The 26,726-nt window shown below is 64.8% G+C and carries 24 protein-coding genes and 2 pseudogenes; 9 read left to right on the top strand and 17 right to left on the bottom strand.

Annotation, left to right across the window (positions count from 1 at the left end; genetic code table 11):
- Together groEL and AB4Z51_RS25595 are read right to left on the bottom strand one after the other, a co-directional pair.
- On the bottom strand, positions 1 to 1,030 hold a 1,030-nt coding region (gene groEL / locus AB4Z51_RS25600), incomplete at its 3' end, for a chaperonin GroEL (protein WP_441498247.1).
- 44 nt (positions 1,031 to 1,074) lie between these two features.
- Positions 1,075 to 1,389: a co-chaperone GroES gene (locus tag AB4Z51_RS25595; RefSeq protein WP_008139213.1), complete on the bottom strand. Its 315-nt coding sequence runs from the start codon at positions 1,387 to 1,389 to the stop codon at positions 1,075 to 1,077.
- Between the two features lie 378 nt (positions 1,390 to 1,767).
- On the opposite strand from AB4Z51_RS25595, the gene AB4Z51_RS25590 reads away from it, so the two are divergent.
- Both AB4Z51_RS25590 and AB4Z51_RS25585 read left to right on the top strand, forming a co-directional pair.
- Positions 1,768 to 2,055, top strand: coding sequence for an usg protein (locus tag AB4Z51_RS25590; RefSeq protein ID WP_014494242.1), 288 nt, complete (start codon positions 1,768 to 1,770; stop codon positions 2,053 to 2,055).
- Positions 2,056 to 2,215: 160 nt separating this feature from the next.
- A complete protein-coding gene (locus AB4Z51_RS25585; protein WP_135216886.1) occupies positions 2,216 to 2,755 on the top strand; it encodes a cupin domain-containing protein in 540 nt (179 codons plus the stop codon).
- A 99-nt stretch (positions 2,756 to 2,854) separates the two neighbouring features.
- On the opposite strand, the gene AB4Z51_RS25580 is transcribed toward AB4Z51_RS25585, so the two are convergent.
- A complete protein-coding gene (locus tag AB4Z51_RS25580) occupies positions 2,855 to 4,105 on the bottom strand; it encodes a NupC/NupG family nucleoside CNT transporter (RefSeq protein WP_135216887.1) in 1,251 nt (416 codons plus the stop codon).
- 159 nt (positions 4,106 to 4,264) lie between these two features.
- On the opposite strand from AB4Z51_RS25580, the pseudogene AB4Z51_RS25575 reads away from it, so the two are divergent.
- Positions 4,265 to 5,502, top strand: a pseudogene (locus AB4Z51_RS25575) (MFS transporter).
- A 210-nt stretch (positions 5,503 to 5,712) separates the two neighbouring features.
- Here AB4Z51_RS25575 and AB4Z51_RS25570 read toward each other — a convergent pair.
- From AB4Z51_RS25570 to AB4Z51_RS25540, 7 genes and pseudogenes are all read right to left on the bottom strand, one after another.
- Positions 5,713 to 6,471, bottom strand: coding sequence for an SDR family oxidoreductase (locus tag AB4Z51_RS25570; RefSeq protein ID WP_441498246.1), 759 nt, complete (start codon positions 6,469 to 6,471; stop codon positions 5,713 to 5,715).
- A 33-nt stretch (positions 6,472 to 6,504) separates the two neighbouring features.
- Positions 6,505 to 7,263 (bottom strand): proteasome-type protease, encoded by a 759-nt coding sequence (locus AB4Z51_RS25565; RefSeq protein ID WP_028150003.1) that lies wholly within the window; start codon positions 7,261 to 7,263, stop codon positions 6,505 to 6,507.
- 114 nt (positions 7,264 to 7,377) lie between these two features.
- A pseudogene (locus AB4Z51_RS25560) lies at positions 7,378 to 7,783 on the bottom strand (carboxymuconolactone decarboxylase family protein).
- Positions 7,784 to 7,837: 54 nt separating this feature from the next.
- Entirely contained in the window at positions 7,838 to 8,956 is a 1,119-nt protein-coding gene (locus AB4Z51_RS25555; protein WP_441498245.1) for a flavin-dependent monooxygenase, read from the bottom strand.
- 230 nt (positions 8,957 to 9,186) lie between these two features.
- Positions 9,187 to 10,035 carry a transglutaminase family protein gene (locus AB4Z51_RS25550; protein WP_166091716.1) on the bottom strand — a complete coding sequence of 283 codons (849 nt, stop codon included), beginning with the start codon at positions 10,033 to 10,035 and terminating at the stop codon, positions 9,187 to 9,189.
- 168 nt (positions 10,036 to 10,203) lie between these two features.
- A complete protein-coding gene (locus tag AB4Z51_RS25545; RefSeq protein ID WP_028150006.1) occupies positions 10,204 to 11,148 on the bottom strand; it encodes an alpha-E domain-containing protein in 945 nt (314 codons plus the stop codon).
- A gap of 4 nt (positions 11,149 to 11,152) precedes the next feature.
- Complete coding sequence (locus AB4Z51_RS25540) at positions 11,153 to 12,571, bottom strand: circularly permuted type 2 ATP-grasp protein (RefSeq protein ID WP_014494252.1); 1,419 nt, start codon at positions 12,569 to 12,571, stop codon at positions 11,153 to 11,155.
- A 277-nt stretch (positions 12,572 to 12,848) separates the two neighbouring features.
- On the opposite strand from AB4Z51_RS25540, the gene AB4Z51_RS25535 reads away from it, so the two are divergent.
- From AB4Z51_RS25535 to AB4Z51_RS25525, 3 genes are all read left to right on the top strand, one after another.
- Entirely contained in the window at positions 12,849 to 13,586 is a 738-nt protein-coding gene (locus tag AB4Z51_RS25535; protein ID WP_166091725.1) for a competence/damage-inducible protein A, read from the top strand.
- A 38-nt stretch (positions 13,587 to 13,624) separates the two neighbouring features.
- The gene (gpt, locus tag AB4Z51_RS25530) at positions 13,625 to 14,152 is read left to right on the top strand and encodes a xanthine phosphoribosyltransferase (protein ID WP_441498244.1); all 528 of its coding nucleotides are present in this window, start codon (positions 13,625 to 13,627) and stop codon (positions 14,150 to 14,152) included.
- An 86-nt stretch (positions 14,153 to 14,238) separates the two neighbouring features.
- On the top strand, positions 14,239 to 14,859 hold the full coding sequence (locus AB4Z51_RS25525) for a hypothetical protein (RefSeq protein ID WP_354096209.1): 621 nt from the start codon (positions 14,239 to 14,241) through the stop codon (positions 14,857 to 14,859).
- Positions 14,860 to 14,898: 39 nt separating this feature from the next.
- Here the strand turns inward: AB4Z51_RS25525 and AB4Z51_RS25520 are convergent, their stop codons facing one another.
- Positions 14,899 to 15,129: a hypothetical protein gene (locus tag AB4Z51_RS25520; RefSeq protein WP_063982454.1), complete on the bottom strand. Its 231-nt coding sequence runs from the start codon at positions 15,127 to 15,129 to the stop codon at positions 14,899 to 14,901.
- Complete coding sequence (locus AB4Z51_RS25515; RefSeq protein ID WP_354096210.1) at positions 15,129 to 16,151, bottom strand: methionine synthase; 1,023 nt, start codon at positions 16,149 to 16,151, stop codon at positions 15,129 to 15,131. Before AB4Z51_RS25515 ends, AB4Z51_RS25520 begins: the two co-directional genes overlap by 1 nt.
- 110 nt (positions 16,152 to 16,261) lie before the next feature.
- Between AB4Z51_RS25515 and AB4Z51_RS25510 the strand changes: the two genes are divergently transcribed.
- From AB4Z51_RS25510 to AB4Z51_RS25500, 3 genes are all read left to right on the top strand, one after another.
- Complete coding sequence (locus AB4Z51_RS25510) at positions 16,262 to 16,963, top strand: glutathione S-transferase N-terminal domain-containing protein (RefSeq protein WP_441498243.1); 702 nt, start codon at positions 16,262 to 16,264, stop codon at positions 16,961 to 16,963.
- A 171-nt stretch (positions 16,964 to 17,134) separates the two neighbouring features.
- Positions 17,135 to 17,743, top strand: coding sequence for a 2-hydroxychromene-2-carboxylate isomerase (locus AB4Z51_RS25505; protein WP_063982457.1), 609 nt, complete (start codon positions 17,135 to 17,137; stop codon positions 17,741 to 17,743).
- Positions 17,743 to 18,720 carry an NADPH:quinone oxidoreductase family protein gene (locus AB4Z51_RS25500; RefSeq protein ID WP_441498242.1) on the top strand — a complete coding sequence of 326 codons (978 nt, stop codon included), beginning with the start codon at positions 17,743 to 17,745 and terminating at the stop codon, positions 18,718 to 18,720. The genes AB4Z51_RS25505 and AB4Z51_RS25500 overlap by 1 nt, the downstream gene beginning before the upstream one ends.
- A 105-nt stretch (positions 18,721 to 18,825) precedes the next feature.
- On the opposite strand, the gene AB4Z51_RS25495 is transcribed toward AB4Z51_RS25500, so the two are convergent.
- The 5 genes from AB4Z51_RS25495 to AB4Z51_RS25475 form a co-directional block, all read right to left on the bottom strand.
- Positions 18,826 to 19,716, bottom strand: coding sequence for a crotonase/enoyl-CoA hydratase family protein (locus AB4Z51_RS25495; protein WP_028150016.1), 891 nt, complete (start codon positions 19,714 to 19,716; stop codon positions 18,826 to 18,828).
- Positions 19,717 to 19,854: 138 nt separating this feature from the next.
- Positions 19,855 to 21,276 (bottom strand): amidase, encoded by a 1,422-nt coding sequence (locus AB4Z51_RS25490; protein ID WP_135216900.1) that lies wholly within the window; start codon positions 21,274 to 21,276, stop codon positions 19,855 to 19,857.
- A 2-nt stretch (positions 21,277 to 21,278) separates the two neighbouring features.
- Positions 21,279 to 23,960, bottom strand: a complete 2,682-nt coding sequence (locus AB4Z51_RS25485) for an amidohydrolase (RefSeq protein ID WP_441498241.1) — start codon at positions 23,958 to 23,960, stop codon at positions 21,279 to 21,281.
- Positions 23,961 to 24,173: 213 nt separating this feature from the next.
- Complete coding sequence (locus tag AB4Z51_RS25480; protein WP_441498252.1) at positions 24,174 to 25,823, bottom strand: ABC transporter ATP-binding protein; 1,650 nt, start codon at positions 25,821 to 25,823, stop codon at positions 24,174 to 24,176.
- Between the two features lie 14 nt (positions 25,824 to 25,837).
- Entirely contained in the window at positions 25,838 to 26,725 is an 888-nt protein-coding gene (locus tag AB4Z51_RS25475) for an ABC transporter permease (RefSeq protein WP_028150021.1), read from the bottom strand.
- Position 26,726 lies beyond the last annotated feature (1 nt).

Raw genomic sequence — 26,726 nt, 5'->3', positions numbered from 1 at the left:
CCTCGATGTCGGCCTTCTTGCCGGCGCCGTTGACGATCGTGGTGTTCTCCTTGTCGATCATCACCTTCTTGGCGCGACCGAGCATGTTGAGCGTGACGTTCTCGAGCTTGATGCCGAGATCTTCCGAGATCGCCTGGCCGCCGGTCAGGATCGCGATGTCCTGCAGCATGGCCTTGCGGCGATCGCCGAAGCCCGGAGCCTTGACGGCCGCGACCTTCAGACCACCGCGCAGACGGTTCACGACGAGGGTCGCAAGCGCTTCGCCTTCGACGTCCTCGGCGACGATGACCAGCGGCTTGCCGGTCTGCACCACGGCCTCGAGCAGCGGCAGCAGCTCGTTCAGCGAGGAGAGCTTCTTCTCGTTGATGAGGATGTAGGCGTCGTCCATCTCAACGCGCATCTTGTCGGCGTTGGTGACGAAGTAGGGCGAGATGTAGCCGCGGTCGAACTGCATGCCCTCGACGACGTCGAGCTCGGTCTCGAGCGACTTGGCTTCCTCGACGGTGATGACACCCTCGTTGCCGACCTTCTTCATGGCGTCGGAGAGGAACTTGCCGATTTCGGCATCGCCGTTCGCCGAGATGGTGCCGACCTGGGCGATCTCGTCGTTCGAGGTGACCTTCTTGGAGTTCTTGACGAGGTCGGCGACCACGGCTTCCACGGCCAGGTCGATACCACGCTTCAGGTCCATCGGGTTCATGCCGGCGGCAACCGACTTTGCGCCTTCACGAACGATCGCAGCCGCGAGCACGGTTGCGGTGGTGGTGCCGTCGCCGGCCGCGTCAGCCGACTTGGAGGCGACTTCGCGCACCATCTGCGCGCCCATGTTCTCGAACTTGTCGTCGAGCTCGATCTCCTTGGCGACGGTGACGCCGTCCTTGGTGATGCGGGGAGCGCCGAACGACTTGTCGAGGACGACGTTGCGGCCCTTGGGGCCGAGCGTCACCTTGACGGCGTTGGCGAGGATGTCGACGCCACGCAGCATCTTGTCGCGTGCATCGACGCCGAATTTGACTTCTTTAGCTGACATCTGGATTTTTCCTTAGGTGTTTAGCTGGTGGGGAGAGGGGGCTCTTAGGCCGCCTTCTTCTTGGAAGCGGGGACGTCGAGGACGCCCATGATGTCGCTTTCCTTCATGATCAGCAGGTCGACGTTGTCGATCTTGACTTCAGTGCCGGACCACTTGCCGAACAGCACGCGGTCGCCGACCTTCAGGTCGATCGGGATCAGCTTGCCAGCTTCGTCGCGGCCACCGGGGCCGACGGCGACGACTTCGCCCTGCGAGGGCTTTTCCTTGGCAGTGTCGGGAATGATGATGCCGCCGGCGGTCTTCTCTTCTGCGTCGATACGCTTGACCACGACGCGGTCGTGAAGCGGACGGAATTTCATGCAGTCCTCCTAAGTAGTTGCACGGTATGGGAATTTTTTGGCATTAGCAGTCTGTGCCAGCGAGTGCTAGCACAGGCGAGGCTGAAATAGGACAGGAATTTTGCGGGGGCAAGGGCTTCTAGCAGAAAAATCGGCACTCTGAAGGCCCGGGTGCCAGAATCTCTTTACCATCGTTAACCCGCCCGGTGACCGTATTAGCACGGAGCCGCCTCTGCTGCTAAAGCATTGAATTTCAACAGCTTGTTAAACTTTTAGGCTTGAGATGGATTGTCAGTTTGCGTCACATTTCTCTCATGTGAGCGCATCAGTACCGGGTGGGTCGTAAGGCGCACACCGACCAAGCCGCCCCTTGAATGCGCTCCTGCAAAGGAGGTTGGCATGGGCTTGCGGAGTGGGGGCGTTTCCGAAGATTTCCGGAAACAGCTTTTGGGTTACGGGCTGACGACGGCCCAAATTCTCTATCGGATGCCCGATCATCCCTCGCTTCTCCAGACCTACGTCTGGCAGAACTACGACATGTTTCCGAAATTTCCGGCGCTGAAGGATTTCCTGGCGTTCTGGCAGGAAAAGCTCGACGGTCCGCTCCATTCGGTGACCGTCGCGCATTCCAAGCTGATCAAGCCGGCCGAACTGCGCGCCGTGGATGGCGTGTTCCGGCTGCATTGAACAGCGCGCCGGCATCGTAGAGTGGGCAAAGGCGCGCTCGCGCCGTGCCTACCATCTCTCCACGATTGCATCTGGCAATGGTGGGCACGCTTTCGCTTTGCCCACCCTACGATATCTCGTTCTGTGCTAGCCTCCGCCTATAACAACAGGGAGGCGGCCCATGGCCAAGAAAACAAAATCGCGCAGTGCAGCCCAGGCCACGGTGAAGAAGCGGAGCGGAGCCAAGGCCGTGGCACGATCCTCGGCGCGCAAGGCGGTGAAGGCAAAGGCGCGCACGACACCGGCGAAGGCCGCTCCGAAAAAGCCCGCCCGTCCCAAGCAGCGCATCGCCATCAGCCATCACCGCGAGGAAGACTTCAAGGCCGACGGCCTGCGCGCCTACGCTAAGTATCGCGACCTCGGCATCGCCGAAGCCAGCCACGGCCTCGCGCAAGCCCACGTGATCCGCCTGCAAGGCCCCTGCGATCCGAACGAGGTGTCGAAGCTGCACTTCCACGACGTCGAATTCCAGATGGTCTACGTGCTCAAGGGCTGGGTGAAGACCTACATGGACGGCCAGGGCGAGACCTTGATGAAGGAAGGCAGCGCCTGGACCCAGCCGCCGAAGATCAAGCACATGATTTTGGACTATTCGGATGACGTGGAGCTGCTGGAGGTGATCCTGCCGGCGGAGTTCAGGACGGTGGAGTTGAAGGCGTAGCCTCTCTCCTCGTCATTGCGAGCGCAGCGAAGCAATCCAGACTGTCACTGCGGAAAGATTCTGGATTGCTTCGCTGCGCTCCATCCGGGCTACGGCCACTCAGCTCAACACCCCCACCACCGCCCCCATCAAACACGTCGTCAACGTCCCCGACACGATCGATTTCAGCCCGAGCGCGTTGATCTCCTCGCGCCGCTCCGGCGCCATCACCCCTAAGCCGCCGATCATGATGCCGAGGCTGGCGAAGTTGGCGAAGCCGCACATTGCGTAGAGCATGATCAGGCGCGAGCGGGGATCGAGCGTATCGGGCGGCAGTTTTGAGAAGTCGACGTAGGCGATCAGCTCGTTGAGCACGGTCTTGGTGCCCATCAGGCTGCCGGCGGTCACCGCCTGCTCCCAGGGCAATCCCATCAGCCAGCACACCGGCGCCATCACTAGGCCCAGCAGCCGTTGCAGCGAGATCGCGGCGCCGCCGATATCAGGCAGCAGGCCGAGGACGGCATTGACGAGATAGACCAGCGCCACCAGCACCAGCAGCATGGCGACGATGTTGATCAGCAGTTCGATCCCCGAGCTCGTCCCCTTCACGATTGCATCCATCGGGCCGGAGACGTCCATCTCGGGATCCTCCAGCGCGCCGCCGGTGCGCTTGTCTGAAGTCTCCGGCACCATGATCAGGCTGACGAGGATCGCGGCCGGCGCGCCCAGCACCGAGGCGATGACGAAATGGGCGGCGGCATCGGGAATGAGCGGCGCCAGCAGCGTCGCATAGAGCACCAGCACCGTGCCGGCGATGCCAGCCATGCCGCCGGTCATCACCAGGAACAATTCGCTGCGCGTCATCTGCGCCAGATACGGCCGCACGAACAGCGGTGCCTCGACCATGCCGAGGAAGATGTTGGCCGCGGTCGAGAGCCCGACCGCGCCGCCGACGCCCAGCGTCCGCTCCAGCAGCCAAGCCATGCCGCGCACGACCGGCGGCAGCACGCGCCAGTAGAACAAGAGCGTCGTCAGCACGCTCATGACAAGCACGATCGGCAGCGCCTGGAACGCCAGGATGAAATCGGCGCCCGGCACCTTCAGATCGAAGGGCAGGGGACCGCCCCCGACATAGCCGAACACGAAGGAGGAGCCGGCGCGGGAGGCCGCGGAGATCGCGCCGACCGCGTCGTTGATCGCCCCAAAAGCCCGAGCGACGACGGGCACTTTCAGGAGGACAGCCGCGGTGACGAATGTCGCGATGAGGCCAATCGCAGCCTGCCGCAGCGATACGGCGCGGCGATTCTCTGCCAACGCGAAAGCGATCAACAGCAATGCGAAAATGCCGAGTGCCGATTGCAAGCGCAGCATGGTGTCCCCAAACCCTCAATGATTATGGCCGCGCCCGCGTTGCAAACGCAATGCCGGGAGGTGACCTGAGCCTCTCGCTGTTGACAAGCAGGGGCGCCTCAGTCACGCGGGGGCACGTCGACATCAGGGGGCGGACGGTCCAGGGTGACCCAAGAGGCGATGCCAGAGCAGCCAATATCAGCCAGTCCGCCGGTCAGTGCCCGCGCGCTCCTCGCCCACCGCGCCTTCCTGTTCTTCCTGCTCTCGCGCAGCCTGTCGCGCTTTTCCAGCCAGATCGCGGCGGTCGCGATCGGCTGGCAGATCTACGATCTCACCGGCTCGGCCTTCGACCTCGGCATGGTCGGCCTCGTGCAGTTCCTGCCCACCCGCTTCTGGTGTTCGTCGCCGGCCACGCCGCCGACCGTTTTGAGCGCAAGCGCGTGGTCCAGCTCTGCCAGCTCGTGGAAGCCGCGACCACGCTCTATCTCGTGATCATCACCTATCTCGGCCTGGTCAGCGAGGTGCAGATCTTCATCGCGACCTTCGTGCTCGGCATTGCCGGCGCCTTCGAGAGCCCGACCACCGCGGCGCTGCTGCCGCTGATCGCGCCGCAGGGATCGCTCCAGCGCGCAACCGCAGTCGCGAGCGGCGCAGGGCAGGTCGCAACCATCACCGGGCCGGCGCTCGGCGGCTTTGCCTACGCGGTCGCGCCGCATCTTGCCTATGCCGTGATGCTGCTGTTCTGGATTCTCGGGATGATTTTGACCGGCTTCATCCGGCCGCGTCCGCAGGCGGTCTCCAAGGAGGGGACCGACGCCGACAACATCTTCGCCGGCGTCCGCTTCATCCGCAGCAACCCGGCGATCCTCGGCACCATCTCGCTCGATCTGTTTGCCGTGCTGTTCGGCGGCGTCACCGCGCTGTTGCCGATCTATGCCCGCGACATCCTCCAGACCGGCCCGATGGGGCTCGGGATCTTGCGCGCCGCGCCCGCGGTCGGTGCGCTGCTGATGACCATGGTGCTGGCGCGTCACGCCATCTCGCGGCATGTGGGCCTGCGCATGTTCCAGGCTGTGATCGTGTTCGGCGTCGCCACGGTCGTGTTCGCGCTGTCGTCGTGGATGTGGCTGTCGGTGTTGTCGCTCGCGGTTCTCGGCGCGGCCGACACGATCAGCGTCGTGATCCGCTTCTCGCTGGTGCAGCTCTCAACCCCCGACGAGATGCGCGGCCGGGTCGGCGCGGTCAACTTCCTCTTCATCAACGCCTCCAACCAGCTCGGCCAGTTCGAGAGCGGCGTCGCAGCCGCGCTGCTCGGCGCGATGCCTGCGGCCGTGCTCGGCGGCGTCTGCACCGTCGCGGTCGCGCTGCTGTGGATGAAGCTGTTTCCSAGCCTACGGCAGGTGGAGAGTTTGGAGTAGGGCTCCGCTCTATCATCCGTCGTTGCGGGGAGCAAAGCGACGAAGCAATCCAGAATCTCTCCGCGGAAACACCCTGGATTGCTTCGCTGCGCTCGCAATGACGATTGTGGAGGCAGCGCGGGGATTTAGCCGACGTCACCGCGTTTGCCAAAGGCAAGTCGCAACCCCACGCCGCCTACTGTGCATGGGGTTGTTTTTCACTTTTTTAGTTTAGCCCCGTCCGACGAACGGCATCTTGGTGGCCATCACCGTCATCGTCAGCACGTTGGCATCGAGCGGCAGGCCGGCCATGTAGGCGACGGCATCGCCGACCGCCTTGGCGTCCATGCGCGGCTCATGCTTGGTCGTGCCGTCGGGCTGYAGCACGCCGGGGCCGTTGACCATGCGATCGGTCATGGGCGTCGCGGCATTGCCGATGTCGACCTGGCCGACCGCGATGTCGTACATGCGGCCGTCGAGGTTGGAGGCCTTGGTGAGGCCCGTGATGGCATGCTTGGTCGAGGTATAGGCCGCCGAGAACGGACGCGGCGCGTGCGCCGAGATCGAGCCGTTGTTGATGATGCGACCGCCGCGCGGGCTCTGGTCCTTCATGATGCGGAAGGCGTGCTGGGTGCACAGGAACGGGCCGGTGAGGTTGGTGTTCACCACCGCCTGCCACTGCTCGAGGCTCAGATCCTCGAAGTTCACCGCCGGCGCGCCCATGCCGGCATTGTTGAAGAGCACGTCGAGCCGGCCATAGGTCGCCTTCACCTTGTCGAACAGCGCGGCGATCGAATCCGGCTTGGTCATGTCGGCGGTGACGCACAGGCTCTTGCCCGCGGAGCCGAGCTTCGCGGTCTCCTCGAGCATGTCGAGCCGGCGCCCGACCAGCACCACGGTGAAGCCGGTGTTCATCAGCGCCAGCGACGCCGCGCGCCCGACACCGGTGCCCGCGCCCGTCACCACTGCGATCTTGTTTGCTTCACTCATCGTTTCCTGCCTTTTCTCTCTTCAAGTTGGCTGTCAGGTTTTTGGTTCTTTTTCGTTCTTGTACGGCGGCCGCGGAATGTTCTGATGCGCCGCGCGCAACGCTGCCGACCAGCGCGAACGGAGGTCGTGGAAATAGGGCTCGCCCGCCTCGATGCGGTGGTTGAGATCGGCATCGCAGGCGTCTGCGCGCACCACCAGCACGTCGATCGGCAGACCGACGCCGAGATTGGAGCGCATGGTCGAGTCCATCGAGATCAGGCCGGTCTTCAGCGCCTCGTACAGCTCGACGTCGTAATGCATGGCGCGGTCGAGCACCGGCTTGCCGTATTTGTGCTCGCCGATCTGCAGGTAGGGCGTGTCCGTGGTGCACTCGATGAAATTGCCGGCGGTGTAGACCATGAACAGGCGCATGCGCGCGCCTTTGATCTGGCCGCCGAACAGGAAGGAGACGTCGAAGGAAACGTCTTCGGATCTCAGCGCGGGTCCTTCGGTCGCGTGCACCGCCCGGATCGCCCGGCCGATGCGCTGGGCGGCCTGGAACATGGTCGGCGCGTTCATCAGCGTCTCGACCTCGCCCGTGGTGGGGTCCTCCAGGCCTTCGGTCAGCGTCGACAGCACCGACTGGCTGATGGCGAGGTTACCGGCGCTGGCGATCGCCATGATGCGGTCGCCGGGTTTGGAGAAGATGTGGAGCTTGCGGAAGGTCGAGACATTGTCGAGCCCGGCATTGGTTCGGGTGTCGGCGATCATCACCAGACCGTCCCGAACCAGGATTCCGCAACAATAGGTCATTTCCCGTCCCCGAACGCGTTTGCGCGGAATTACTAGCCAATTTCGGGGAGGCATGAAACCCCCGATTCCCCGGGGGAGGTCGTCATTCTCCGGCGAAACAGCTATCTCTGCCGCTCAGTCAGCGGCATCGACGAGAAACGCCTCGTCGACGGGGACGCCGAGCGCCGTGACCAGCCGGTTGGTCTCCGCGGCCATGCCGACGATGGCGAGCATCGCCATATTCGGCCTCGGTCATGCCCTTGGCCCGTGCGCCCGCGGTGTGCGAATGGATGCAATAGCTGCAGCCATGCGCGATCGAGACTGCGACATAGAGCATTTCCTTGATCTTGGGATCGAGCGCGCCGGGTGCCATCACCTCCTTGATGCTCTCCCAAGTCCGCCGCAGCGTCTTCGGATCATGCGCCAGCGCGCGCCAGAAATTGTTGACGAAGTCCGACTTCCGCACCTTGCGGATATCGTCGAAAACGGCGCGCGCCTCGGCGGAGAGTTCATCGTCCGAAAGCAGCTTTACGGTCGCCATGGGGTACCTCGCGGGGTCAGGTCTGATCCCGCGAGTGTAGCACGGCTCGAGCGCTCAGCCGGCATGTCCGGCCGCACGACGCAAGGCCAGCTTGCCGACGTCGACATATTGCCGCTGCTGCGCGTGAGCGTGCTGAGCTGCGACGTGAAGGTCGCGCAGGCGCCGCTGCAGCGGCGAACTGTCATAGACCACGCTGGCGCCGGCCAGCGCAAAGCAGGCATCCGCGATGCCGACGCAGGTCGTGGCGAGCCAGGTCGCGGACCGGGCCCCCTCGATCATGAGGTCTTCGTCGTTCAGCGTTCCCGCCAGCGCGTGACGCCAGTGGCTGGCGGCCTGGACCTCATGAAACGCTTGCGCGGCCCCGAGGTCGGCGGAGATCCGGCCGAGATCGTACTGGAAGATCTCGGACTCCCGCATCGGCACGGCCGCGTACAATTGCTGCCTTCCGGTGCCCGCCAGCGCGAGCAGGTCATCGACGGTGCCCTCGGCCATGCCTACCGTGAATGCGCCGTGCACCAATGGCAGCCATTGGCGCAGCGCCCGATAGAGCGGACCCGACTGGCGCGGGGCGGCATCGAGATCGAAGAAATTGGCCTCGGGAACCAGCGTCTCCCGCAGCGTGACGTGATGGCTGCCGGTGCCCTTGAGCCCCGCCGCGTGCCAAGTGTCCTCGATCTCCCAGTCGCGCGCCGGCAACACAACGACGCGAAGCAGCGGCTTGCCCTGCGGGCCGGGGACCGGCTTGCCATTTTCGGTGACAATGCAGAACCCGCCGATCCAGTCGGCGTGCGTGCAACCGCTGGCGAACGGCCAGCGGCCCTTGACGCGATAACCGTCGGCCACGCGCTCTGCCGTTCCACCCGGTTGGGATGAGCCGCAGATCGCCGTATCGGGTCCGTCCTGATAGATGCGCTGGTACAATTCCGGGGGTGACGCTGCGACGAAGAGGCTGCTGGCTCCGGCGACAGTCGCGATCCAGCCGATCGAGCCGTCGAGACGGGCCAGTGCCTTGATGACCTCCAGTCCGGCCGGAAAATCCAGCTCCAGCCCGCCATGGCTCCGCGCAACGAACATCCGGAAGAGCCCGATCGACCGCAGCCGTTCCACGAGGTCGGGCGGGACGCGGCGTGCGGCTTCGATCTCGGCGGCGCGGGCCTTGATCTCGGGAGCCAACTCCCGGATCCCCGCAAGCATGTCTTGGTGGGGATCGCGCAGGGGACGGAATGCTTCTTGTTCTTGTCGTGAAGCCGCATCTGTCTCAACCTCTGTTGCGGAAACGGATCACAACGGAGGTTGAAGAGATGGCGCTACGGGACGGTTTCAGCGCGGGCCGTCGTCGATTACAGCTGTAACGCTGCGACGTGATTGCGCCGCAGATGCCTCGTGACGAGATACCGCAGCGCCTAGCTCTGCCGCTGTGACTGGGACTGCGATTGCCCGCCGCGGCCGGCCTGCTCGACCTTCACGGCCACCGTCAGCGTCTCCGCACCGCCGCCATAGCGGGTGCCGCGCACGGGGGCTGCGCCGAGATAGTCGAGCCCGATCGCAACGCGGACATGGGCGTCGGTGGTGCAGATGCAGTTGGCGGGATCGAAGCCGACCCAGCCGAGACCGTCGACGTAAGCTTCCGCCCAGGCATGGCCGGCGTCCTGGTGCACCGTGCCGTCCGAGCGCAGGAAATGGCCGGAGACGAAGCGCGCCGGCACGCCACCGCTGCGGGCGCAGGCGATGAAGATATGCGCGTAGTCCTGGCAGACGCCGCGCTTGAGCGTGAACGCTTCGGCCGCCGAGGTGCCGCTGTTGGTCGGATCCTCGTCGAAGGTCATGTGATCGCTGATTTGCGTCATCAGCGTGTGCAGGAAGCCGAGCGTGTCGCTCTCGGCCTCGCTGCGCAACTGCCGCGCGACCGTCGTCATCGCCGGATTGACGGTGGTGAGGTCAGTGGCGCGCAAAAACATGCCGGCCGGAAAACGCTCGTCGGCGCCGCGCAGCACGCCGCCRGTGTCGTGGGTTTCGATCAGGCCCTCGGCGGTGATCTTGATGTCGCCGACGGGTCCGCAGGACAGCACATGGGTGACGTTGCCGAAGGCGTCCTCATGGGTGTCGAGCTTGGTGTCGGTCGAGACGTCGATCTGCCACTCCGCCACATATTGCCCGTCATGGCTGCCGGGCGTCATGCGCAGGATCTGGATCACGCTGGTGGCCGGCGGCTCGTAGCGATAGGTCGTGGTGTGCAGGATTCGCAGGCGCATGGTGGACCGTGAAGTTAGTGGTTGGACCGCTGCCTATTGCGAAGAAGCTCGTCATGCCCGGGCTTGTCCCGGGCATCCACGATCTTCCTCGCCGCGCAAAAGCAAGAACGTGGATGGCCGGGACAAGCCCGGCCATGACGATATCCCGTTTTCGTCAGCCGGGGGACATCAGATCAAATACTGCTTCGTGATGATTTCGCCCAGCCTGGAATTGTCCGTGATGAATTCCTGAATGAATTCATGCACGCCGTGCTGGAAAATGTCGTTCATATTGCTGTGTTCCAGCCGGTTGCGGATGCCGCGGGCGTGGCGCTGGGCGGGGCCCTGGCGGCCATAGGCGACGCCGATCTGGTCGAGGTTGCGCACGAGATTGCCGTAACAGCTTGCCAGCGAGCGCGGCAGCGTGTCGTTGAGGATAAGCAGGTCCGCAATCAGCCACGGCTTCAGTGTCTCGCGATAGACCCAGTGATAGGCTGTCAGCGCCGAGACCGAGCGCAGGATCGAGCTCCACTGATAGAAGTCGAGCGGGCCGCCGACATGCTCCTCCTCGGGCAGCAGCACGTGGTACTTCACGTCGAGGATGCGCGCGGTGTTGTCGGCGCGCTCCAGATGCACGCCCATCCGCGAGAACCAGTAGGCGTCGTTGCGCAGCATGGTCCGGTAGGCCGAGCCGTCGAAGCGCAGTGAAGTCTCCTGCACGAAGCGCAGGAATTTTGCGAGATCCTCGCGCGTGGAGGTGCCCTTGCTCCAGACCTCCTGGAGCTCGATCCAGGCCGAGTTGATGGTGTCCCACATCTCGCTGGTGAGCGCGGTGCGCACCGAGCGCGAGTTCAGCCGCGCCGCCTCGATGCAGTTCCTGATCGATGATGGATTGCTTGCCGAGAACGAGAGGTAGTCGACGACGTTGTGCTCGTTGGCGACTTCGTATTGCTGATAGAAGCTCGCGGCGACGCCGGCGGTGAGAAGCGCCGAGTCCCATTCATTGGTCTTGCCGATATAGGCGGCGGGAAGCGCAGTGACGCGCAGCGTCGCATCGATGGTGCGCGCGAGATATTCGGCCCGTTCGACATAGCGGGCGAGCCAGTAGAGGTTTTCGGCGGTACGCGACAGCATCTGACTACTCGTCCAGGATCCAGGTGTCTTTGGTGCCGCCGCCCTGGCTTGAATTCACCACCAGGGAGCCTTCCTTGAGCGCGACCCGTGTCAGTCCGCCGGGCACGATCGTGGTGCTCTTGCTGCCGGTGAGCACGAAGGGCCGCAGGTCGACGTGGCGTGGCGCAAGCCCGCTTGCCGTACAGGTCGGGCAGGTCGAGAGCGCCAGCGTCGGCTGCGCGATAAAACCTTCCGGCTCGCGCTTGAGCTTTTCGCGGAAGGCCTCGATCGTCGCTTTCGTCGCGGCGGGGCCGATCAGCATGCCGTAGCCGCCGGAGCCGTGCACCTCCTTCACGACGAGCTCACCGAGATTGTCGAGCACGTAGGCGAGGTCCTTCGGCTCGCGGCAGCGCCAGGTCGGCACGTTCTTCAGGATCGGCTCCTCGCCGAGATAGAATTTCACGATGTCCGGCATGTAGGAGTAGATCGCCTTGTCGTCGGCGATGCCGGTGCCGACCGCGTTGGCGAGCGTGATGTTGCCGGCCGCATAAGCCGACATCAGCCCGGGCACGCCGAGCACGGAGTCGGGGCGGAAGGTGAGGGGGTCGATGAAATCGTCGTCGACGCGGCGATAGATCACGTCGATCCGCTTCACCCCCTCGGTCGTTCGCATGAACACTTCGTTGTTCTTGACGATGAGGTCGCGGCCTTCGACCAGTTCGATGCCGAGCTTGTCGGCAAGGAAGGAGTGCTCGTAGTAGGCCGAGTTGTAGACGCCGGGCGTGAGCAGGGCGACCGTCGGCTCGCCGGAGGCGCCTTGCGGCGCCACCGAACGCAGGGCGGAAAGCAGCTCGTCCGGATAGCGTTCGACCGGCGCCACTCTGTGGCGGGCGAACAAGTCCGGAAACAACCGCATCATGATCTCGCGGTTTTCCAGCATGTAGGACACACCCGACGGGGTACGGGCATTGTCCTCCAGCACGATGAAGTCCTCGGCATCGACCCGGACGATGTCGATGCCGGCGATGTGCACGTAGACGTCGTGCGGCACCTGCTGGCCGTTCATCTCGGGGCGGAACACCGGGTTCTGGAAGATCAGGTCGTCGGGCACGACCTCGGCGCGCAGGATGTCGCGGCCATGATAGATGTCGCGCAGGAACATGTTGAGTGCGCGCACGCGCTGCTTCAGGCCCTTCTCCAGCAGCGCCCATTCCTTGCCGGACATGATTCGCGGGATCACGTCGAAGGGGATCAGGCGCTCGGTGGATTCGGAATCGCCATAGACGGCAAAGGTGATGCCGATGCGGCGGAACAGGAGCTCGGCCTCCTGGCGGCGATATTCGAGCGCCTCGGGAGGCGTCTCCTTGAGCCAGCGCGCCAGCTCCTGATAGGCGGGGCGAAGGTCCCCGCCGGGAATGTTCATTTCATCAAACGCGACTGCCATAGATCCCGACTTGTCTCCGCAAGGCATTGCGCCATTCGACAGGTCGTCAGGCCTTGGTGAAGACCGCAACGTCCTGGCCATGCGGCAAGAGTGCATGACTCTGAGGAGGTAGCAAGGGCTGGGCCAGCGCGATAAGCATGGAGTTGTGGCATTTGCCGGGGACAGCCGGGACGGTGCCTCAAAAAATGGCTGAGGACTGCTTATTTCGGCAGCAAAACCGCGTGACTTCAACGCGTTACCTCGGCAAAGTCGGGCCGACAGGTGAGGGACTTAAGGTATGAGCGACATCGTCACGGCGGGCATTCTGGTCATCGGGGATGAAATCCTGTCCGGCCGCACCAAGGACAAGAATATCGGCTTCATCGCCGAATACCTGACCAATATCGGCATCGACCTGAAGGAAGTCCGGGTCGTCTCCGACGACGAGGACGATATCATCGCCGCGTTGGATGCACTGCGGCATCGCTACGCCTATGTCTTCACCACCGGCGGCATCGGGCCAACCCATGACGACATCACCGCCGACAGCGTCGCCAAGGCGTTCGGCGTCGGCATCGACCACCATCCGGAGGTCGTCGCCCGCTTCCGCGAGCGCTGGAGCGAGCAGGACCTCAACGAGGCCCGCCTGCGTATGGCCCGCATCCCCGACGGCGCCGAGCTGATCCAGAGCGCCACCATCCTCGCCCCCGGCTTCAAGATCGGCAACGTCATCGTCATGGCCGGCGTGCCCTCGATCATGCAGGCGATGATGGACATCGTCTCGCCCAAGCTGAAGTCGGGCGTGCGCATGCTGTCCGAATCGGTTCGCGCCAATGCGCGGGAGGGTGACATCGGCAGTCCGCTGCGCGCGATCGCCGCCGCCCATCCCGACACCATCATCGGCAGCTATCCGTTCATGGACGAAGATCAGAAGCCGAACACCAATCTGGTGGTGCGCTCGCGCGACGCGGACAAGCTGGCAGCGGCGATGGCGGCGGTGAAGGAAATGCTGGCGGGATTGAACATCACCCGGTAGCAGAAAGGCTGCCGGATGAAGATTGGCAGGAGACAACAATGGCTGGCGAAGCACCGGAACTGAGCGCGCAGGAGCGGGCCGGCAAGGCCTTTCCTGTTTCGTGGGACCAGTTCCACCGCGACTGCCGGGCGCTGACCTGGCGGCTCAACGAGGTCGGCCCGTTCCACGCCGTCATCGCGATCACCCGCGGCGGGCTGGTGCCGGCCGCGATCGTGGCGCGCGAGCTCGGTGTCCGCATCATCGATACGGTCTGCATCGCCAGCTACGACCACGACAAGCAGGGCGAGCTCCAGGTCCTCAAGGGCATGTCCGAGGCGGCGATGAAGCTCRGCGGCGGCACCGGCAAGGGGCTTCTGATCGTCGACGACCTCGTCGACACCGGCAAGACCGGCAGGCTGGTGCGCGACATGCTGCCCGATGCGCATTTCGCCACCGTCTACGCCAAGCCGAAGGGACGCCCGCTGGTCGACACCTTCATCACGGAAGTCTCGCAGGACACCTGGATCTTCTTCCCCTGGGACACCGCGCTGTCCTACCACCCGCCGCTGCGCGACGGCGCGGCGTGAGGGAAGCGACGAAGCAAGCCAGACTATTTCCGCAGACGCATTTCTGGATTGTCTCGCTTCGCTCGCAATGACAGGTGGAGGTGGCCATGCCCCTGCAAAACCGTGTCACGCCGACCGGCGACATCATCGCCACGCCGCACCGTGGCCTGTTCACCGGCAATCGCGGCATCATCCATGATCCCGCGACCAGGACGCTGCTCAAGAAGCGGTGGTCGTCGCCGGCCTGGCTCACCTGTGTTTGCGAATTCCGCGGCCGCCGTCGCGAGGTGATGACGACGCACAGCTGGACCGAGCTGTTCTTCCTCGACGAGGCCACCGCGCTCGCCGCCGGCCATCGCCCCTGCTTCTACTGCCGCCGTGACGATGCCAATCGCTTCCGGGCTGCGTGGGAGAAGGGCAACCGCGTCCGTGATGTCCGCATGCACGATATCGACACGGTGCTGCACCACGAGCGGCTCGATCACGGCAAGAAGCGGCTTCATGCGCTGCTGGTGCCGCTCGACCAGCTTCCAGACGGCGCGATGCTTCAGCAGGGCGAGGAAAGCTTTCTGCTGATGCAGGGCGGGGCGTTGCTGTGGTCGACGGCGGGTTATGTTGAAGGCACGCGAGAGCTTGACGATGCGCGGTTGCTGACCCCGCCATCGACGCTGCGCGCGATGAGCGCCGGCTATGAGGTCACGCTGCACCCCAGCGCGCACCGCGCCTGACCGTCCCCGCAAGCGGGAGGGAGCGTAGCGAGCGTGGGGTTATTTCAGCGGCCGCCCTTGCTCATCCACCGTCGTCCGCGCATCGCGCAGCGCCCATTCGCGCATGATCTGGCGGCAGCGGGTGAGCTCGGCCTCGGTTGCCGTACCCGTATCCTTTGACGCACGCTCGACCATGGCCTTGCAATTCAGCAGCACGGAGCGATCCTCCGCGCGCGCAGCGAATGTGATCCCCGCAAGAGCCGTGACGACGAGTGCCGTTCGGAGCACCATCACCCCAGCTTCTCGCGCGCCAGCGCGGCACCGGCGCCGAGCGCCATCAGCTTGGCCTCGGCGATCTCCCGCCGCATCGGCGCCATGCCGCAATTGGTGGTGGCGATGATGTTGCTCTTGGGAACGAACTTCGACACCGCGTCGATCACCTGCACGACGTCCTCGGCCGTCTCCACCGTGTCGCTGGCGACGTCGATCACGCCGGCCTGCACGATCTTGGTCTTGAGCAGCGCGAGCAGGTCGAGCGGCACCTTCGAATTGCGGCACTCGATTGCGACCTGCTGGATCGGGCTCGCGTCGATCGCCGGAAAGATCTGCTCGTATTGCCGCCACTGCGCGCCGAGCGTCTCCTTCCAGTCGGTGTTGGCCTTGATGCCGTAGCCGTAGCAGATGTGCACGGCGGTGGCGCAGGTCAGCCCCTGCGCGGCACGCTCCAGCGCCTTGATACCCCAGTCGTTGACCTCGTCCATGTAGACGTTGAAGGCGGGCTCGTCGAACTGCACGAGATCGACGCCGTCGGCCTGCAATGCCTTGGCTTCCTCGTTGAGGAGATCGGCGAAGGCAAAGGCCATCTTGACGCGATCACCGTAGTAGCGGTCCGCAATCGTGTCGATGATGGTCATCGGGCCGGGCAGGGTGAACTTCAGCTTCTTCTTCGTGTGCGAGCGCGCCACGCGCGCCTCGTCGGCATGAACACGCCCCTTGAGCTGAAGCGGCGCGACCACCTGTGGCACCATCGCCTTGTAGCGGTCCTTGCGGATGCCCATCTCGACCTTGTGGGCGAAGTCGATGCCGTCGATCTTCTCCAGGAAGCCGTGCACGAAATGCTGGCGGGCCTGCTCGCCCTCGGTGACGATGTCGATGCCCGCATCCTCCTGGACCTTGACGGCGAGCATGGTCGCATCGCGCTTGGCGCGGAGAAGCTCGTCGCCTTGCGACTTCCAGGGTGCCCAGAGCATGTTCGGCTCGGCGAGCCATTCCGGCTTCGGCAAGGAGCCGGCGATCGTGGTTGGAAACAGCATGGCGGCTCTCCCGGCAGGTTGTGTTGCGCCCCTTCCTGCCATGTCTTAACGTCAAGGTACAGAACAACAAAAGTCGCTCTCTATTCCATTGGCGACGACAGGGAAGGGCGATGATCGACCTCTATTATGCGCCGACGCCGAACGGCTGGAAAATCTCGATCATGCTGGAGGAACTCGGGCTCCCCTATAACGTGAAGCCCGTCAATATCCGCGCCGGCGAGCAGTTCAGCCCCGAATTTCTGGCAGTCTCCCCCAACAATCGCATTCCCGCGATCGTCGACCACGCACCCGCCGACGGCGGTGCGCCGTTCTCGGCGTTCGAGACCGGTGCGATCCTGATTTACCTCGCGGAAAAGACCGGCCGCTTCCTGGCCAGCGATCTGCGCGGCCGCTCGACGACCATCCAGTGGGTGATGTGGCAGATGGCGGGCCTCGGGCCGATGCTCGGCCAGCACGGCCATTTCGCGCTCTATGCTGCTGAAAAGCTTCCTTATGCGATTGAGCGCTACCGCGACGAGGCCGCGCGGCTCTATGGCGTGCTCGACCGGCAGTTGGCCAGGACCGGCGCCTACGTCGCCGGCGACTATTCCATCGCGGACATCGCCTGCTTCCCCTGGGCCATGACCCACAAGGCGCAGGGCTTTACGCTCGACGACTATCCGAGCGTGAAACGCTGGTACGCCGAGGTGCGCGCACGGCCGCAGGTGCAGGCGGGGCTTGCGATCGGCAAGTTCGTGAAGGAGCCGTTCGACGAGGAATCGCGCAAGATCATGTTCGGCCAGCGTGCCAAGGAAGTGCTGGGAAAGAAGTAGGCTGCTCGCCCCATCGTCATTGCGAGGAGCGAAGCGACGAAGCAATCCAGGCTGGTTCCGCGGAAAGATTCTGGATTGCTTCGCTTCCGCCGTCGCTCTTCGAGCTATGGCGGACAAGTCGCTCGCAATGACGGGGATAGAGCACGACAAACAAGACGCAAAGGAAACGCCATGATTGAATTCTTCTTCGACTGTTCCAGCCCCTGGACCTACCTCGCCTTCCACAACATCCAGCCGCTGGCAAAGGAGCTGGGGGCCGAGATCATCTGGCGGCCGATCCTGGTCGGCGGCATCTTCAACACGGTCAATCCGAGCGTCTACGCGCAGCGCGAGACGCCGGTGCCGCTGAAGGCGCGCTACATGAAAAAAGACCTCGCCGACTGGTCGCGCTCGGCCGGCCTCGCGATCAAGATGCCGCCGACGGTGTTCCCGGTGAACAGTGTGAAGGTCATGCGCGGCTGCATCTGGCTGGGGAAAGACATGGTGCCGTTCGCCACTGCCGTGTTCGAGACCTATTGGGGCGGCGACAAGGACATCTCGCAGGACGCCGTGCTCGCCGAGATCTGCAGGAAGGTCGGTGTCGACGAGCAGAAGTTCTTTGCCGGCATCTCCGAGCAGGCAATCAAGGACCAGCTCAAGGCCAACACGGAAGAGGTCGTGGCACGCGGCGGCTTCGGCTCACCGACGATCTTCGTGGGCAAGACCGACATGTACTTCGGCAACGACCGCCTGCCGCTGATCCGCGAGGCGCTCGAACGCAGCAAGGCGAGTGCGGCCTGATGGTGCGGGCTGTCGTCTGCCGCGCGCTCGGCGCGCCCGAGACGTTGCGGCTGGAGGAGTTTCCGTCGCGCGCCGTCAAACCGGGTGAGGTGCGCGTTGCGATCCGCGCCGCCGGATTGAACTTTCCGGACGTGCTGATGGCGGCCGGCGAATATCAGCTCAAGCCGGAGCTGCCGTTCACGCCCGGCATGGAGGCCGCCGGCGACGTCACCGAGGTGGGCGCAGAGGCAAGCGGCGTGTCCGTCGGCGACAAGGTCATCGTGAAGATGCGCCATGGCGCCTTCACCGACGAAGCGGTGGTGATGCCGACGCAGCTAACGCCGATGCCGTCGACGTTCGACTATGCGGAAGGTGCGACCTATCTGGCCGGTCACGGCACCGCCTATCACGCGCTGATCGATCGCGGCCGGGTCATGCCGGGCGAGGTATTGCTGGTGCACGGCGCCGGCGGCGGCGTGGGCCTTGCCGCGGTCGAGATCGGCAAGATGCTGGGCGCGACCGTGATCGCGACCGCCTCCAGCGACGAGAAGCTTGCGATAGCGAAATCGCGGGGCGCCGATCATCTCGTGCGCTACGATCGGGAGCCGTTTCGCGATGCCGTCAAGCGCATCACCGACGGCCGTGGCGCCGACGTCGTGTTCGATCCCGTCGGCGGCGAGGTGTTCGAGAGCTCGATGCGCTGCATCGCCTGGGGCGCGCGGCTGCTGGTGATCGGCTTTACCGGTGGCATCGGCTCGGCGAAAACCAACCTGCTGCTGATCAAGGGCGCCAGCGTGCTCGGCGTGCGTGCAGGTGAAGCGGTACGGAAAAATCCCGCGCTCGGCGAGGTGCGCCTGAAGGCGCTGCTGCAATGGGCGGAGGAGGGCAGGCTGCGCCCCAACGTCTCGCACCGCCTGCCGCTGCAGGATTATGCTAAAGCGATGCGGCTGTTGATCGACCGCAAGGCGATCGGGCGGGTGGCGCTGGTGATGGAGTGACGGTGCCGTAGGGTGGGCAAAGGCGCTCTTGCGCCGCGCCCACCATTTATCACTCACCGAAATCAGAGTGGTGGGCACGCTTCGCTTTGCCCACCCTACGATCTCCTACTTATACTCCCGCTCGCTCCACCACGGAAAATAATCCGGCATATCGCTCGACACCTTGTTCTTGAACTGCGCCGGACGCTTCTCCAGGAACGACACCACGCCTTCCCTAACGTCGTCCGAGCGGCCGCGCGTATAGATGCCACGGCTGTCGACCTTGTGGGCTTCCATGGGATCGTCGGCACCCATCATGCGCCACATCATCTGGCGGATCAGCGCGACCGACACCGGCGCGGTCTTGGCGGCGAATTCCTTGGCCAGCGCGCGGGCGGTCGGCAAGAGATCATCGGGAGCTACGACCTTGCTGACGAGGCGGCCGGCGAGAGCTTCCTGGGCCGGGAAGACGCGGCCGGAATAGCACCATTCCAGCGCCTGCGAGATACCGACGATGCGCGGCAGGAACCAGCTCGAGGCGGCCTCCGGCACGATGCCGCGCTGGGAGAACACGAAGCCGAAGCGCGCGGCATCCGAGGCGATGCGGATGTCCATCGCGAGTTGCATGGTGACGCCGATGCCGACGGCAGGGCCGTTCACCGCGGCGATGACGGGCTTCAGGCACTTGAAGATGCGCAAGGTCACCTGGCCGCCGCCATCGCGCACCTGCGGATCGCTGTAATCGACCTTGCCGTCCGCGAAACGCTTCACCGGCCCGCGCCGCGCATCGCGATCGAAGGTATCCGCACCCGAGGAAAGATCGGCGCCCGCGCAAAAACCGCGGCCTGCGCCGGTGACGATGATGGCGCGGACGTCGTCGTCCTTGTCGGCGGCGTCGAACGCGTCGATCAGCTCGGCCTGCATCTGCGCGTTGAAGGCGTTGAGCTTGTCGGGCCGGTTCAGCGTGATGGTGAGGATCTGCTCGGCGACCTCGTATTTGATCGTCTCATACGCCATGGTGGTTTCCTTCCTCATCTTAAGTGCGATCTCAATGAGACGAGACGCATGGTCGCCGTTGTCCGTCTTGCGCGGACTGGGCATGCGAGCAGTACAAGAACGTGGATGGCCGGGACAAGCCCGGCCATGATGGAATGCCTACTTTGCCGGCGGGCTCGGCCAGGGCTGCTGTGCGCCGCGCAAGCCCTCGAAAGCCTTGGCCATGCCGAGCACGCCGATATCGTCGAAGCGGCGGCCGACGATCTGCACGCCGATGGGAAATCCGTTGGCGTCGAAGCCGCCGTTGATGGAAACCGCGGGGTTCTCCGACATATTCCACGGCACGGTATAGCAGATGTGCTCGAACGGCCGCATCGGATCGTTGGTGGGCGAGGCCCATTCCGCCGCATAGTTCACGTTCGGCGCGGTCGGCGAGATCACATAGTCGAGCTCGCAGAACAGCTTTGACGCGGCCGCCCGGATTGCCATGGTCTGGTTGAAGCCGCGGATGACGTCGACGCCCGACAGCTTCGCACCGGATGCGCCCCATTTGAAGATGTAGGGCAGCACCTTTGCCTGTTCGGCCGGCGTCAGCTTGGCCAGATCGTCCCACATCCGCGCGCGCCAGAAATTGTCGAGGCCGTCGAGCATCTCGCGGGTCAAAATGCCGTCGACCTCGGTGACGACGCTACCTGCGGATTCGAACGCCTTTGCGGCTTTCACTGCAACATCACGGACCGGCCGTTCTGCCGGCAGGCCGACGCCGGCATCGAGCATCAGGCCGATGCGCAGTTTGCGCGGGGATTTCTCCAGGCCCTTCCAGTTAAGAGGCTCGGCGGGCAGGCTCATGCCGTCGCGCCGGTCGGGCTTTGCAATCACGCTCATCATCAGCGCGCAATCGTCGACCGTGCGGGTCATGGGACCGGCGACACGGCCGACATAGGTCGGGTCGATCGGCACGCGGCCAAAGCTGGGTTTCAGGCCGACGAGGCCGCACCAGCCCGCAGGCAGGCGGACCGAGCCGCCGATATCGGTGCCGAGATGCAAGGGGCCGTAGCCGGCCGCAGCCGCCGCGCCGGCGCCCGCGCTGGAGCCGCCGGGATTCTTGGAGAGATCCCAGGGATTGCGCGCCAGCGCGTGGAAGCTGGAGAGTCCCGAGGACAGCATGCCGTAATCGGGCATGGTGGTCTTCGCGAAGATGATCGCACCGGCCTCGCGCAGGCGCGCAGCGGGCGGGGCGTCCTTCTCGGCCGGCACGAGCTTCACGCTCGCAGCGCCGAGCGGGACGGGCACGCCCTTGGTCGCGATGTTGTCCTTCACCGTCACAGGCACGCCGTCGAGCGCGCCGGAAGGTTCGCCCCCGCTCCAGCGCGCGGTCGAGGCCTTCGCGGCCTCGCGCGCGCTGTCGGGATCGAACGCGTAGAGCGCCTTGAGATGCGGTTCCCACGCAGCGACGTGCGCAAGCACGTCCTCCAGCACCTCGCTCGGCGAGAACTGCTTGGCCCGATAGCCCGCGATCAGATCGACCGCGGAGAGATCGTGCAGCGAGGTGACCGCCTCTTCGACGCTCTTTTTGTGCATTGCTAACCTACCGGCATGCGCGTTTCGATGATCCGGGCGAACATGCTGGCGCCGATCGGCAGGATCTTGTCGTCGAGCACGAAGCCGGGATTGTGCACGGGCACCGAGCCGTCATGGCCGATCCAGAAATAGGCGCCGGGGATGGTTTGCAGCATGTCGGCGAAATCCTCGCTGCCCATCTTCGGCTGGGCGCGGGTGATCACGTTGGCGGGGTTGACGACGGTGCGCGCGACCTCCTCGACCACCTTGGACTGCTCGACCTGGTTGACCAGCACGCCGAAGGTGTCGCGGATGTCGGCTTCGATCACGCACTGATAGGCGCTCGCGATGCCGGCGCAGATCGTGCGGATGCGTTCGGCGATCAGGGCGCGGACTTCATCCGAGAAGGTGCGGATGGTGCCGCAGAGATGCGCCTCGCCGGGGATGACGTTGTAGGCGGAACCGGCGTGAATCTGCGTGATCGAGATGACGGCGGCCTGCAGCGGCTCGACGTTGCGGCTGACGATGGTCTGGATCGCCTGCGCCAGCGTGGTCGCGATGATCACCGCGTCCTTGGAGCGCTCTGGCATCGCGCCATGCGCGCCGTAGCCGGTGATGCGCAGGTCGAAGAAGTCGGCGCTGGCCATCGCGGGGCCGGGCAGGATCGCGATCTCGCCGAGGTTGAGGTCCGGCGCGTTGTGCAGGCCATAGAGCTCGTCGCAGGGAAACTTCTCGAACAGCCCGTCCTTGATCATCGCGCGGGCGCCACCGAGGCCTTCCTCGGCCGGCTGGAAGATCAAATGCACGGTGCCGTCGAAATTTTTGGTCTCGGCGAGGTAGCGCGCGGTGCCGAGCAGCATGGTGGTGTGGCCGTCATGGCCGCAGCCGTGGAAGCGGCCAGGGATTTTCGAACTCCATTTCAGATTGGTGTTCTCTTCCATCGGCAGTGCGTCCATGTCGGCACGAAGCCCGATGCGCTTGCTGCCCGAACCTTTGCCCTTGATGACGCCGATCACGCCGGTGCCGCCGAGACCGCGGTGCACCTCGATGCCCCAGTTCTTCAGCTTGTCGGCGACGATGCCGGAGGTGCGCACTTCCTCGAAGCCGATCTCGGGATGGGCGTGGAGGTCGCGCCTGATAGCAGTGAGTTCGTCGGCATAGCCGTCGATGCGGTCGATCGTGGGCATGTGTCCTGTCCGGTTAGCGTGATGGGGCGTGAAAACGGGGCCGTTCGGCTTGATGCGGATGCCCGGCCGCAGGCGCGTCCAGGGCAGGGTGGCTGTGTCGGCCGGCATCGCGCCGGGCGCGGCGCAGATCATCAGCTTTTCCGCGATCGGCTCGAAATCGGCGCGGAAGTGCACCGAGCTCTTGTTGACCAGAATCTTCTGCGCGGTCGGCTCGATGCCGACATAGCGGTACATCGCCTGATCGGCGAGTTGCGCCTTGTGTGAGGACACGACGACGCGGACGTCACCGATGCGCAGGCACGCGGAGGGACCCATCTCCATCTCGCGGCCACCGTAATAGGGGCCGGGCGCGATGAAGCGGCCGTCGGAGAGCTTTTCGACGATGAAGGTCTCGCGATAGGGCTCATCCCCGGGAATGCCGGACTTGCCGCCGAGCGACAGCGTCACGGTGGCGCCGACGCCGGCCGCATGCGCGGCCTTGGCCGAGACCGGGTCGTAGATCACGCCGGTCGCAGCGCTCGCCTTGTTGCGTACCAGCGCGCGCAGCATGCCAGTGGTGTCGGAATCACCGCCGGCGCCGGGATTGTCCTGGGTGTCGGCGATGATGATCGGCTTGCTCGCGCGCTTGGCGAGTTCCATCGCATGGCGCACGCCGTCGTCGGGCGCCCAGATCTTGCCGTCGAAATCGTCCTCGTGGCTTTCGATCAGTTTGACGATCGCATCGGCCGCGCGGTCCGCATCGGCCTGCGTCTTGCCATAGGCGAACACGCTCGGGCCGCAGTCGCGGAAGTCGGCGGCGGGGAAGCCGGGCGCGAAGGACAGTGTCGGAACGGCGTCGCTCTCCAGCGCGGCCAGTTTTTCGTAGATGCCCTTGGTGGGAAAGTCATTGGTGCATTGCCAGCTGATCGCGATCAGGAACGGCAATTGGCGAAACGACTTTGCAAAGCGCTGCCTGGTCTGCAGCAGCAGGGCGAGGTGCCTTGCGGAGGCGCGGCCGGTCTCGGCCATGTCGACATGCGGATAGGTGCGGTAGGCGATCAGCGCGTCCGCGTRTTCCATCATCTCGGGCGTGACGTTGGCGTGCAGGTCGAGGCTGGCAACGAGCGGAACGTCCTTGCCGATGACGCCGCGCACGCGCGCCAAAATCTCGCCTTCGCCGTCGTCGAGATGCTCGGTCACCATCGCGCCATGCAGATCGAGATAGACCGCATCGAGCGGGCCGGCGGCGGCGATACCGTCGACCATCACCTTCACGATACGCTCGAAGGCGTCCCTGGTGACATGCGCCGACGGACTTGCGCCGCAGGCGATCGTCGGAATGAGGTTCCAGCCATTCGCTTCGGCGCTGTCGACGAAGCCGGCGAGACCGACATTGATGCGGCGCATCACCTTCAATACGTCGGCGCCTTCCGTCATGGCCGGCCAGCCGCCGCCATGCTGGAAGTCCGCGAAAGTCGCCTTCGTCGGGGCGAACGTGTTGGTCTCGTGCAGGAAGCCGCCGACGGCGATACGTGTCATTAATTCTGGTCCAGCGTTTGAAAGTGCGCGACGTTAGCCTTGGCTTCGAGGCGGGGGCAAGCGAGGAGCCCATGCCGCCGCGCATGGCTTTAAGTCATTTTCGAATGATGATGGTCGCTACCCGTCATTGCGAGCGAAGCGAAGCAATCCAGACCGTCTCCGCAGAGGGACTCTGGATTGCTTCGCTCCGCTCGCGATGACGAGTGGACAAACCTAAGCCGTCGCCGGGACGCCTTCCGACACCGGCCTGAAGTTCGCAAAATCCCAGCCGCGGCCCGGTGCGGCCTCCAGCAGCGCCCTGGTGTAGGCTTCCTTCGGATGCGTCAGCACCTCGGCGGCAAGGCCCTGTTCGACGACACGGCCGTGCTGCATCACCACGACCTCGTCGCAGATCTGGGCTGCGACGCGCAGATCGTGGGTGATGAACAGGATGGCGATGCCGAGCCGGTTCTGGATCTCGTCGAGCAGTTCCAGCACCTGCGCCTGAACCGAGACGTCGAGTGCCGAGACCGCTTCGTCCGCGACCAGCACGTCGGGGTCGAGCGCGAGCGCACGCGCAATGGCGATGCGCTGGCGCTGGCCGCCGGAGAACTGGTGCGGATAGCGCGTCACTGCGTCCGCGGGCAGGCCAACGAGCTCGAGCAGTTCGCGCGCCCGCTTCATCGCATCGGCATGCGAGGTGCCGTAATTGATCGGGCCTTCCGCGATGCTCTCGCCGACGGTAATGCGCGGGTTGAGCGAGCGATAGGGATCCTGGAACACGATCTGGATCTTCTGCCGGTGCGGCTGGAGCAGGCGGCGCGAGATGTCGGCGATCTCGCGGCCGGCAAGGCGCACGCCGCCGGAGGTCGGATCGATCAGGCGCACGATGCACCGTGCGACGGTGGACTTGCCCGAGCCGCTCTCGCCGACGATGCCGAGCGTGCGGCCCTTGCGCAGCGTCAGCGTGACCTTGTCGGCGGCGACGACCTCGCGGCCTTTGCCGAAGAAGGCGCGTTCCTTATAGACCTTGCCGAGCTCGTTGGCCTCCAGCACCACCGGCTCCTTGGTCTCGGGCCGCGCCGCGCGCGGCACCAGGCTCGGCACCGCAGAAAGCAAATTGCGGGTGTACTCCATGGTCGGGTTGCGCAGCACGGTCTCGAGCGGACCGGTCTCGACCAGCCGGCCCTGCCGCATCACAGCGACGCGGTCGGCGATCTCGGCGACCACGCCCATGTCGTGGGTGATGAACAGGACGGCCGTGCCGTGATCGCGCTGGAGGTCGCGGATCAGCGTCAGGATCTGCTTCTGCGTGGTGACGTCGAGCGCGGTGGTCGGCTCGTCGGCGATGAGCAGCTTCGGCTCTAGCACCAGCGCCATCGCGATCATGATGCGCTGGCGCTGGCCGCCGGACAGGCGATGCGGATAGGAGGCAAAGATGCGCTCGACCTGGGGCAGGCGGACCTGCTCCATCATGTCGAGGATGCGCTTCTTCCGCGCCTTTGCGTCGAGATTGGTGTGGGCGCGCAGGACTTCGTCGATCTGGCGGCCGACCGGCACCACCGGATTGAGCGCGGTCATCGGCTCCTGGAAGATCATCGCCATCTGCGTCGCGCGGAGCTGGCGCAGGCGGCGATCGGTCGCGGTGAGAATCTCTTCGCCGACGAGCTTGACGCTGCCGCCGGTTGGAACCAGCGTGCCCTTCGGCAGCAGGCCCATCGTGGTGAGCGAGGTCACCGACTTGCCCGAGCCGCTTTCGCCGACGAGACACAGTGTCTCGCCCTTATGCACCTGGATCGAGATCCCGTCGATGATGTTTGCACCCTTCGGCTTCTTGCCGATGGAGACGACGAGGTTGTTGATGTCGAGAACTGGGTTGGTCATCACTTGATCCGTCATCACTTGCCCTCCCGCTGCTTCATGCGGGGATCGAGGGCGTCGCGGGCGGCGTCGCCGATCAGATTGATGCTGAGGATGGCGATCGAGAGCAGCAGGCCCGGCCAGAAGATCAGCGTCGGCTTGAGCTGAAAATACTGACGGCCCTCGGCCATGATGTTGCCCCAGGTCGGCGTCTCCGGCGAGATACCGGCGCCGAGGAAGGAGAGAATGGCCTCGGTCAGGATCGCGGAGGCGCAGACATAGGTGCCCTGGACGATCAGCGGCGCGATCGTGTTCGGCATCAGATGGCGCCACATGATCTTCGGCAGGCTGGAGCCGACCGAGATCGCAGCCTCGACGTAAGGTTCCTCGCGCGCGGACAGCACGACCGAGCGCACCAGGCGTGCCACGCGAGGTATTTCGGGGATGGTGATCGCGACCAGCACGGTCCAGATGCTGGCGCCGGACAGCGACACCACGGCGATCGCGAGCAGGATGCTCGGCATCGCCATGAGGCCGTCCATGACGCGCATCAGGACGGCATCGACCAGCTTGAAGAAGCCGGAGACCAGGCCGATCGCAAGGCCGATGACGATCGACAGGATCGCCGAGCCGATGCCGATCAGGAGCGAGATGCGGCCGCCATAGATGACGCGCGACAAGAGGTCACGGCCATAGGCGTCGGTGCCGAGCAGGAACTGCGCCGAGGCCGGCTTCAGCCGCTGCGAGGGCGCAAGCTGGACCGGATCGTGCGGCGCGATCAGCGGCGCCAGGATCGAGACCAACACGATCAGCGCGAGCAAGATTGTGGCCGCCGCGATGATCGGCGTCGAGGTGAGGAATCCGAAACGCGGCCGCAGCGGCGACGTGATCGGAATGGACGACTGGGGAAGGCTATCGACGGACATT

The sequence above is a fragment of the Bradyrhizobium sp. 2TAF36 genome, from assembly GCF_052114925.1.
In the GTDB taxonomy this organism is placed as follows: Bacteria; Pseudomonadota; Alphaproteobacteria; order Rhizobiales; family Xanthobacteraceae; genus Bradyrhizobium; species Bradyrhizobium barranii.
This window is presented reverse-complemented; position numbering and strand designations above follow the sequence as displayed.

Bases quoted from the DNA above. Each gene is read 5' to 3' on its own strand.
- AB4Z51_RS25515 (WP_354096210.1), bottom strand. From the start codon at position 16,151: ATGCTGTTTCCAACCACGATCGCCGGCTCCTTGCCGAAGCCGGAATGG.
- AB4Z51_RS25505 (WP_063982457.1), top strand. From the start codon at position 17,135: ATGATTGAATTCTTCTTCGACTGTTCCAGCCCCTGGACCTACCTCGCC.
- AB4Z51_RS25585 (WP_135216886.1), top strand. From the start codon at position 2,216: ATGGCCAAGAAAACAAAATCGCGCAGTGCAGCCCAGGCCACGGTGAAG.
- AB4Z51_RS25495 (WP_028150016.1), bottom strand. From the start codon at position 19,716: ATGGCGTATGAGACGATCAAATACGAGGTCGCCGAGCAGATCCTCACC.
- AB4Z51_RS25535 (WP_166091725.1), top strand. From the start codon at position 12,849: ATGAGCGACATCGTCACGGCGGGCATTCTGGTCATCGGGGATGAAATC.
- AB4Z51_RS25595 (WP_008139213.1), bottom strand. From the start codon at position 1,389: ATGAAATTCCGTCCGCTTCACGACCGCGTCGTGGTCAAGCGTATCGAC.
- AB4Z51_RS25520 (WP_063982454.1), bottom strand. From the start codon at position 15,129: ATGGTGCTCCGAACGGCACTCGTCGTCACGGCTCTTGCGGGGATCACA.
- AB4Z51_RS25545 (WP_028150006.1), bottom strand. From the start codon at position 11,148: ATGCTGTCGCGTACCGCCGAAAACCTCTACTGGCTCGCCCGCTATGTC.
- AB4Z51_RS25540 (WP_014494252.1), bottom strand. From the start codon at position 12,571: ATGGCAGTCGCGTTTGATGAAATGAACATTCCCGGCGGGGACCTTCGC.
- AB4Z51_RS25500 (WP_441498242.1), top strand. From the start codon at position 17,743: ATGGTGCGGGCTGTCGTCTGCCGCGCGCTCGGCGCGCCCGAGACGTTG.
- AB4Z51_RS25480 (WP_441498252.1), bottom strand. From the start codon at position 25,823: ATGACCAACCCAGTTCTCGACATCAACAACCTCGTCGTCTCCATCGGC.
- AB4Z51_RS25475 (WP_028150021.1), bottom strand. From the start codon at position 26,725: ATGTCCGTCGATAGCCTTCCCCAGTCGTCCATTCCGATCACGTCGCCG.
- AB4Z51_RS25510 (WP_441498243.1), top strand. From the start codon at position 16,262: ATGATCGACCTCTATTATGCGCCGACGCCGAACGGCTGGAAAATCTCG.
- AB4Z51_RS25590 (WP_014494242.1), top strand. From the start codon at position 1,768: ATGGGCTTGCGGAGTGGGGGCGTTTCCGAAGATTTCCGGAAACAGCTT.
- AB4Z51_RS25580 (WP_135216887.1), bottom strand. From the start codon at position 4,105: ATGCTGCGCTTGCAATCGGCACTCGGCATTTTCGCATTGCTGTTGATC.
- AB4Z51_RS25490 (WP_135216900.1), bottom strand. From the start codon at position 21,276: ATGCACAAAAAGAGCGTCGAAGAGGCGGTCACCTCGCTGCACGATCTC.
- AB4Z51_RS25525 (WP_354096209.1), top strand. From the start codon at position 14,239: ATGCCCCTGCAAAACCGTGTCACGCCGACCGGCGACATCATCGCCACG.
- AB4Z51_RS25565 (WP_028150003.1), bottom strand. From the start codon at position 7,263: ATGACCTATTGTTGCGGAATCCTGGTTCGGGACGGTCTGGTGATGATC.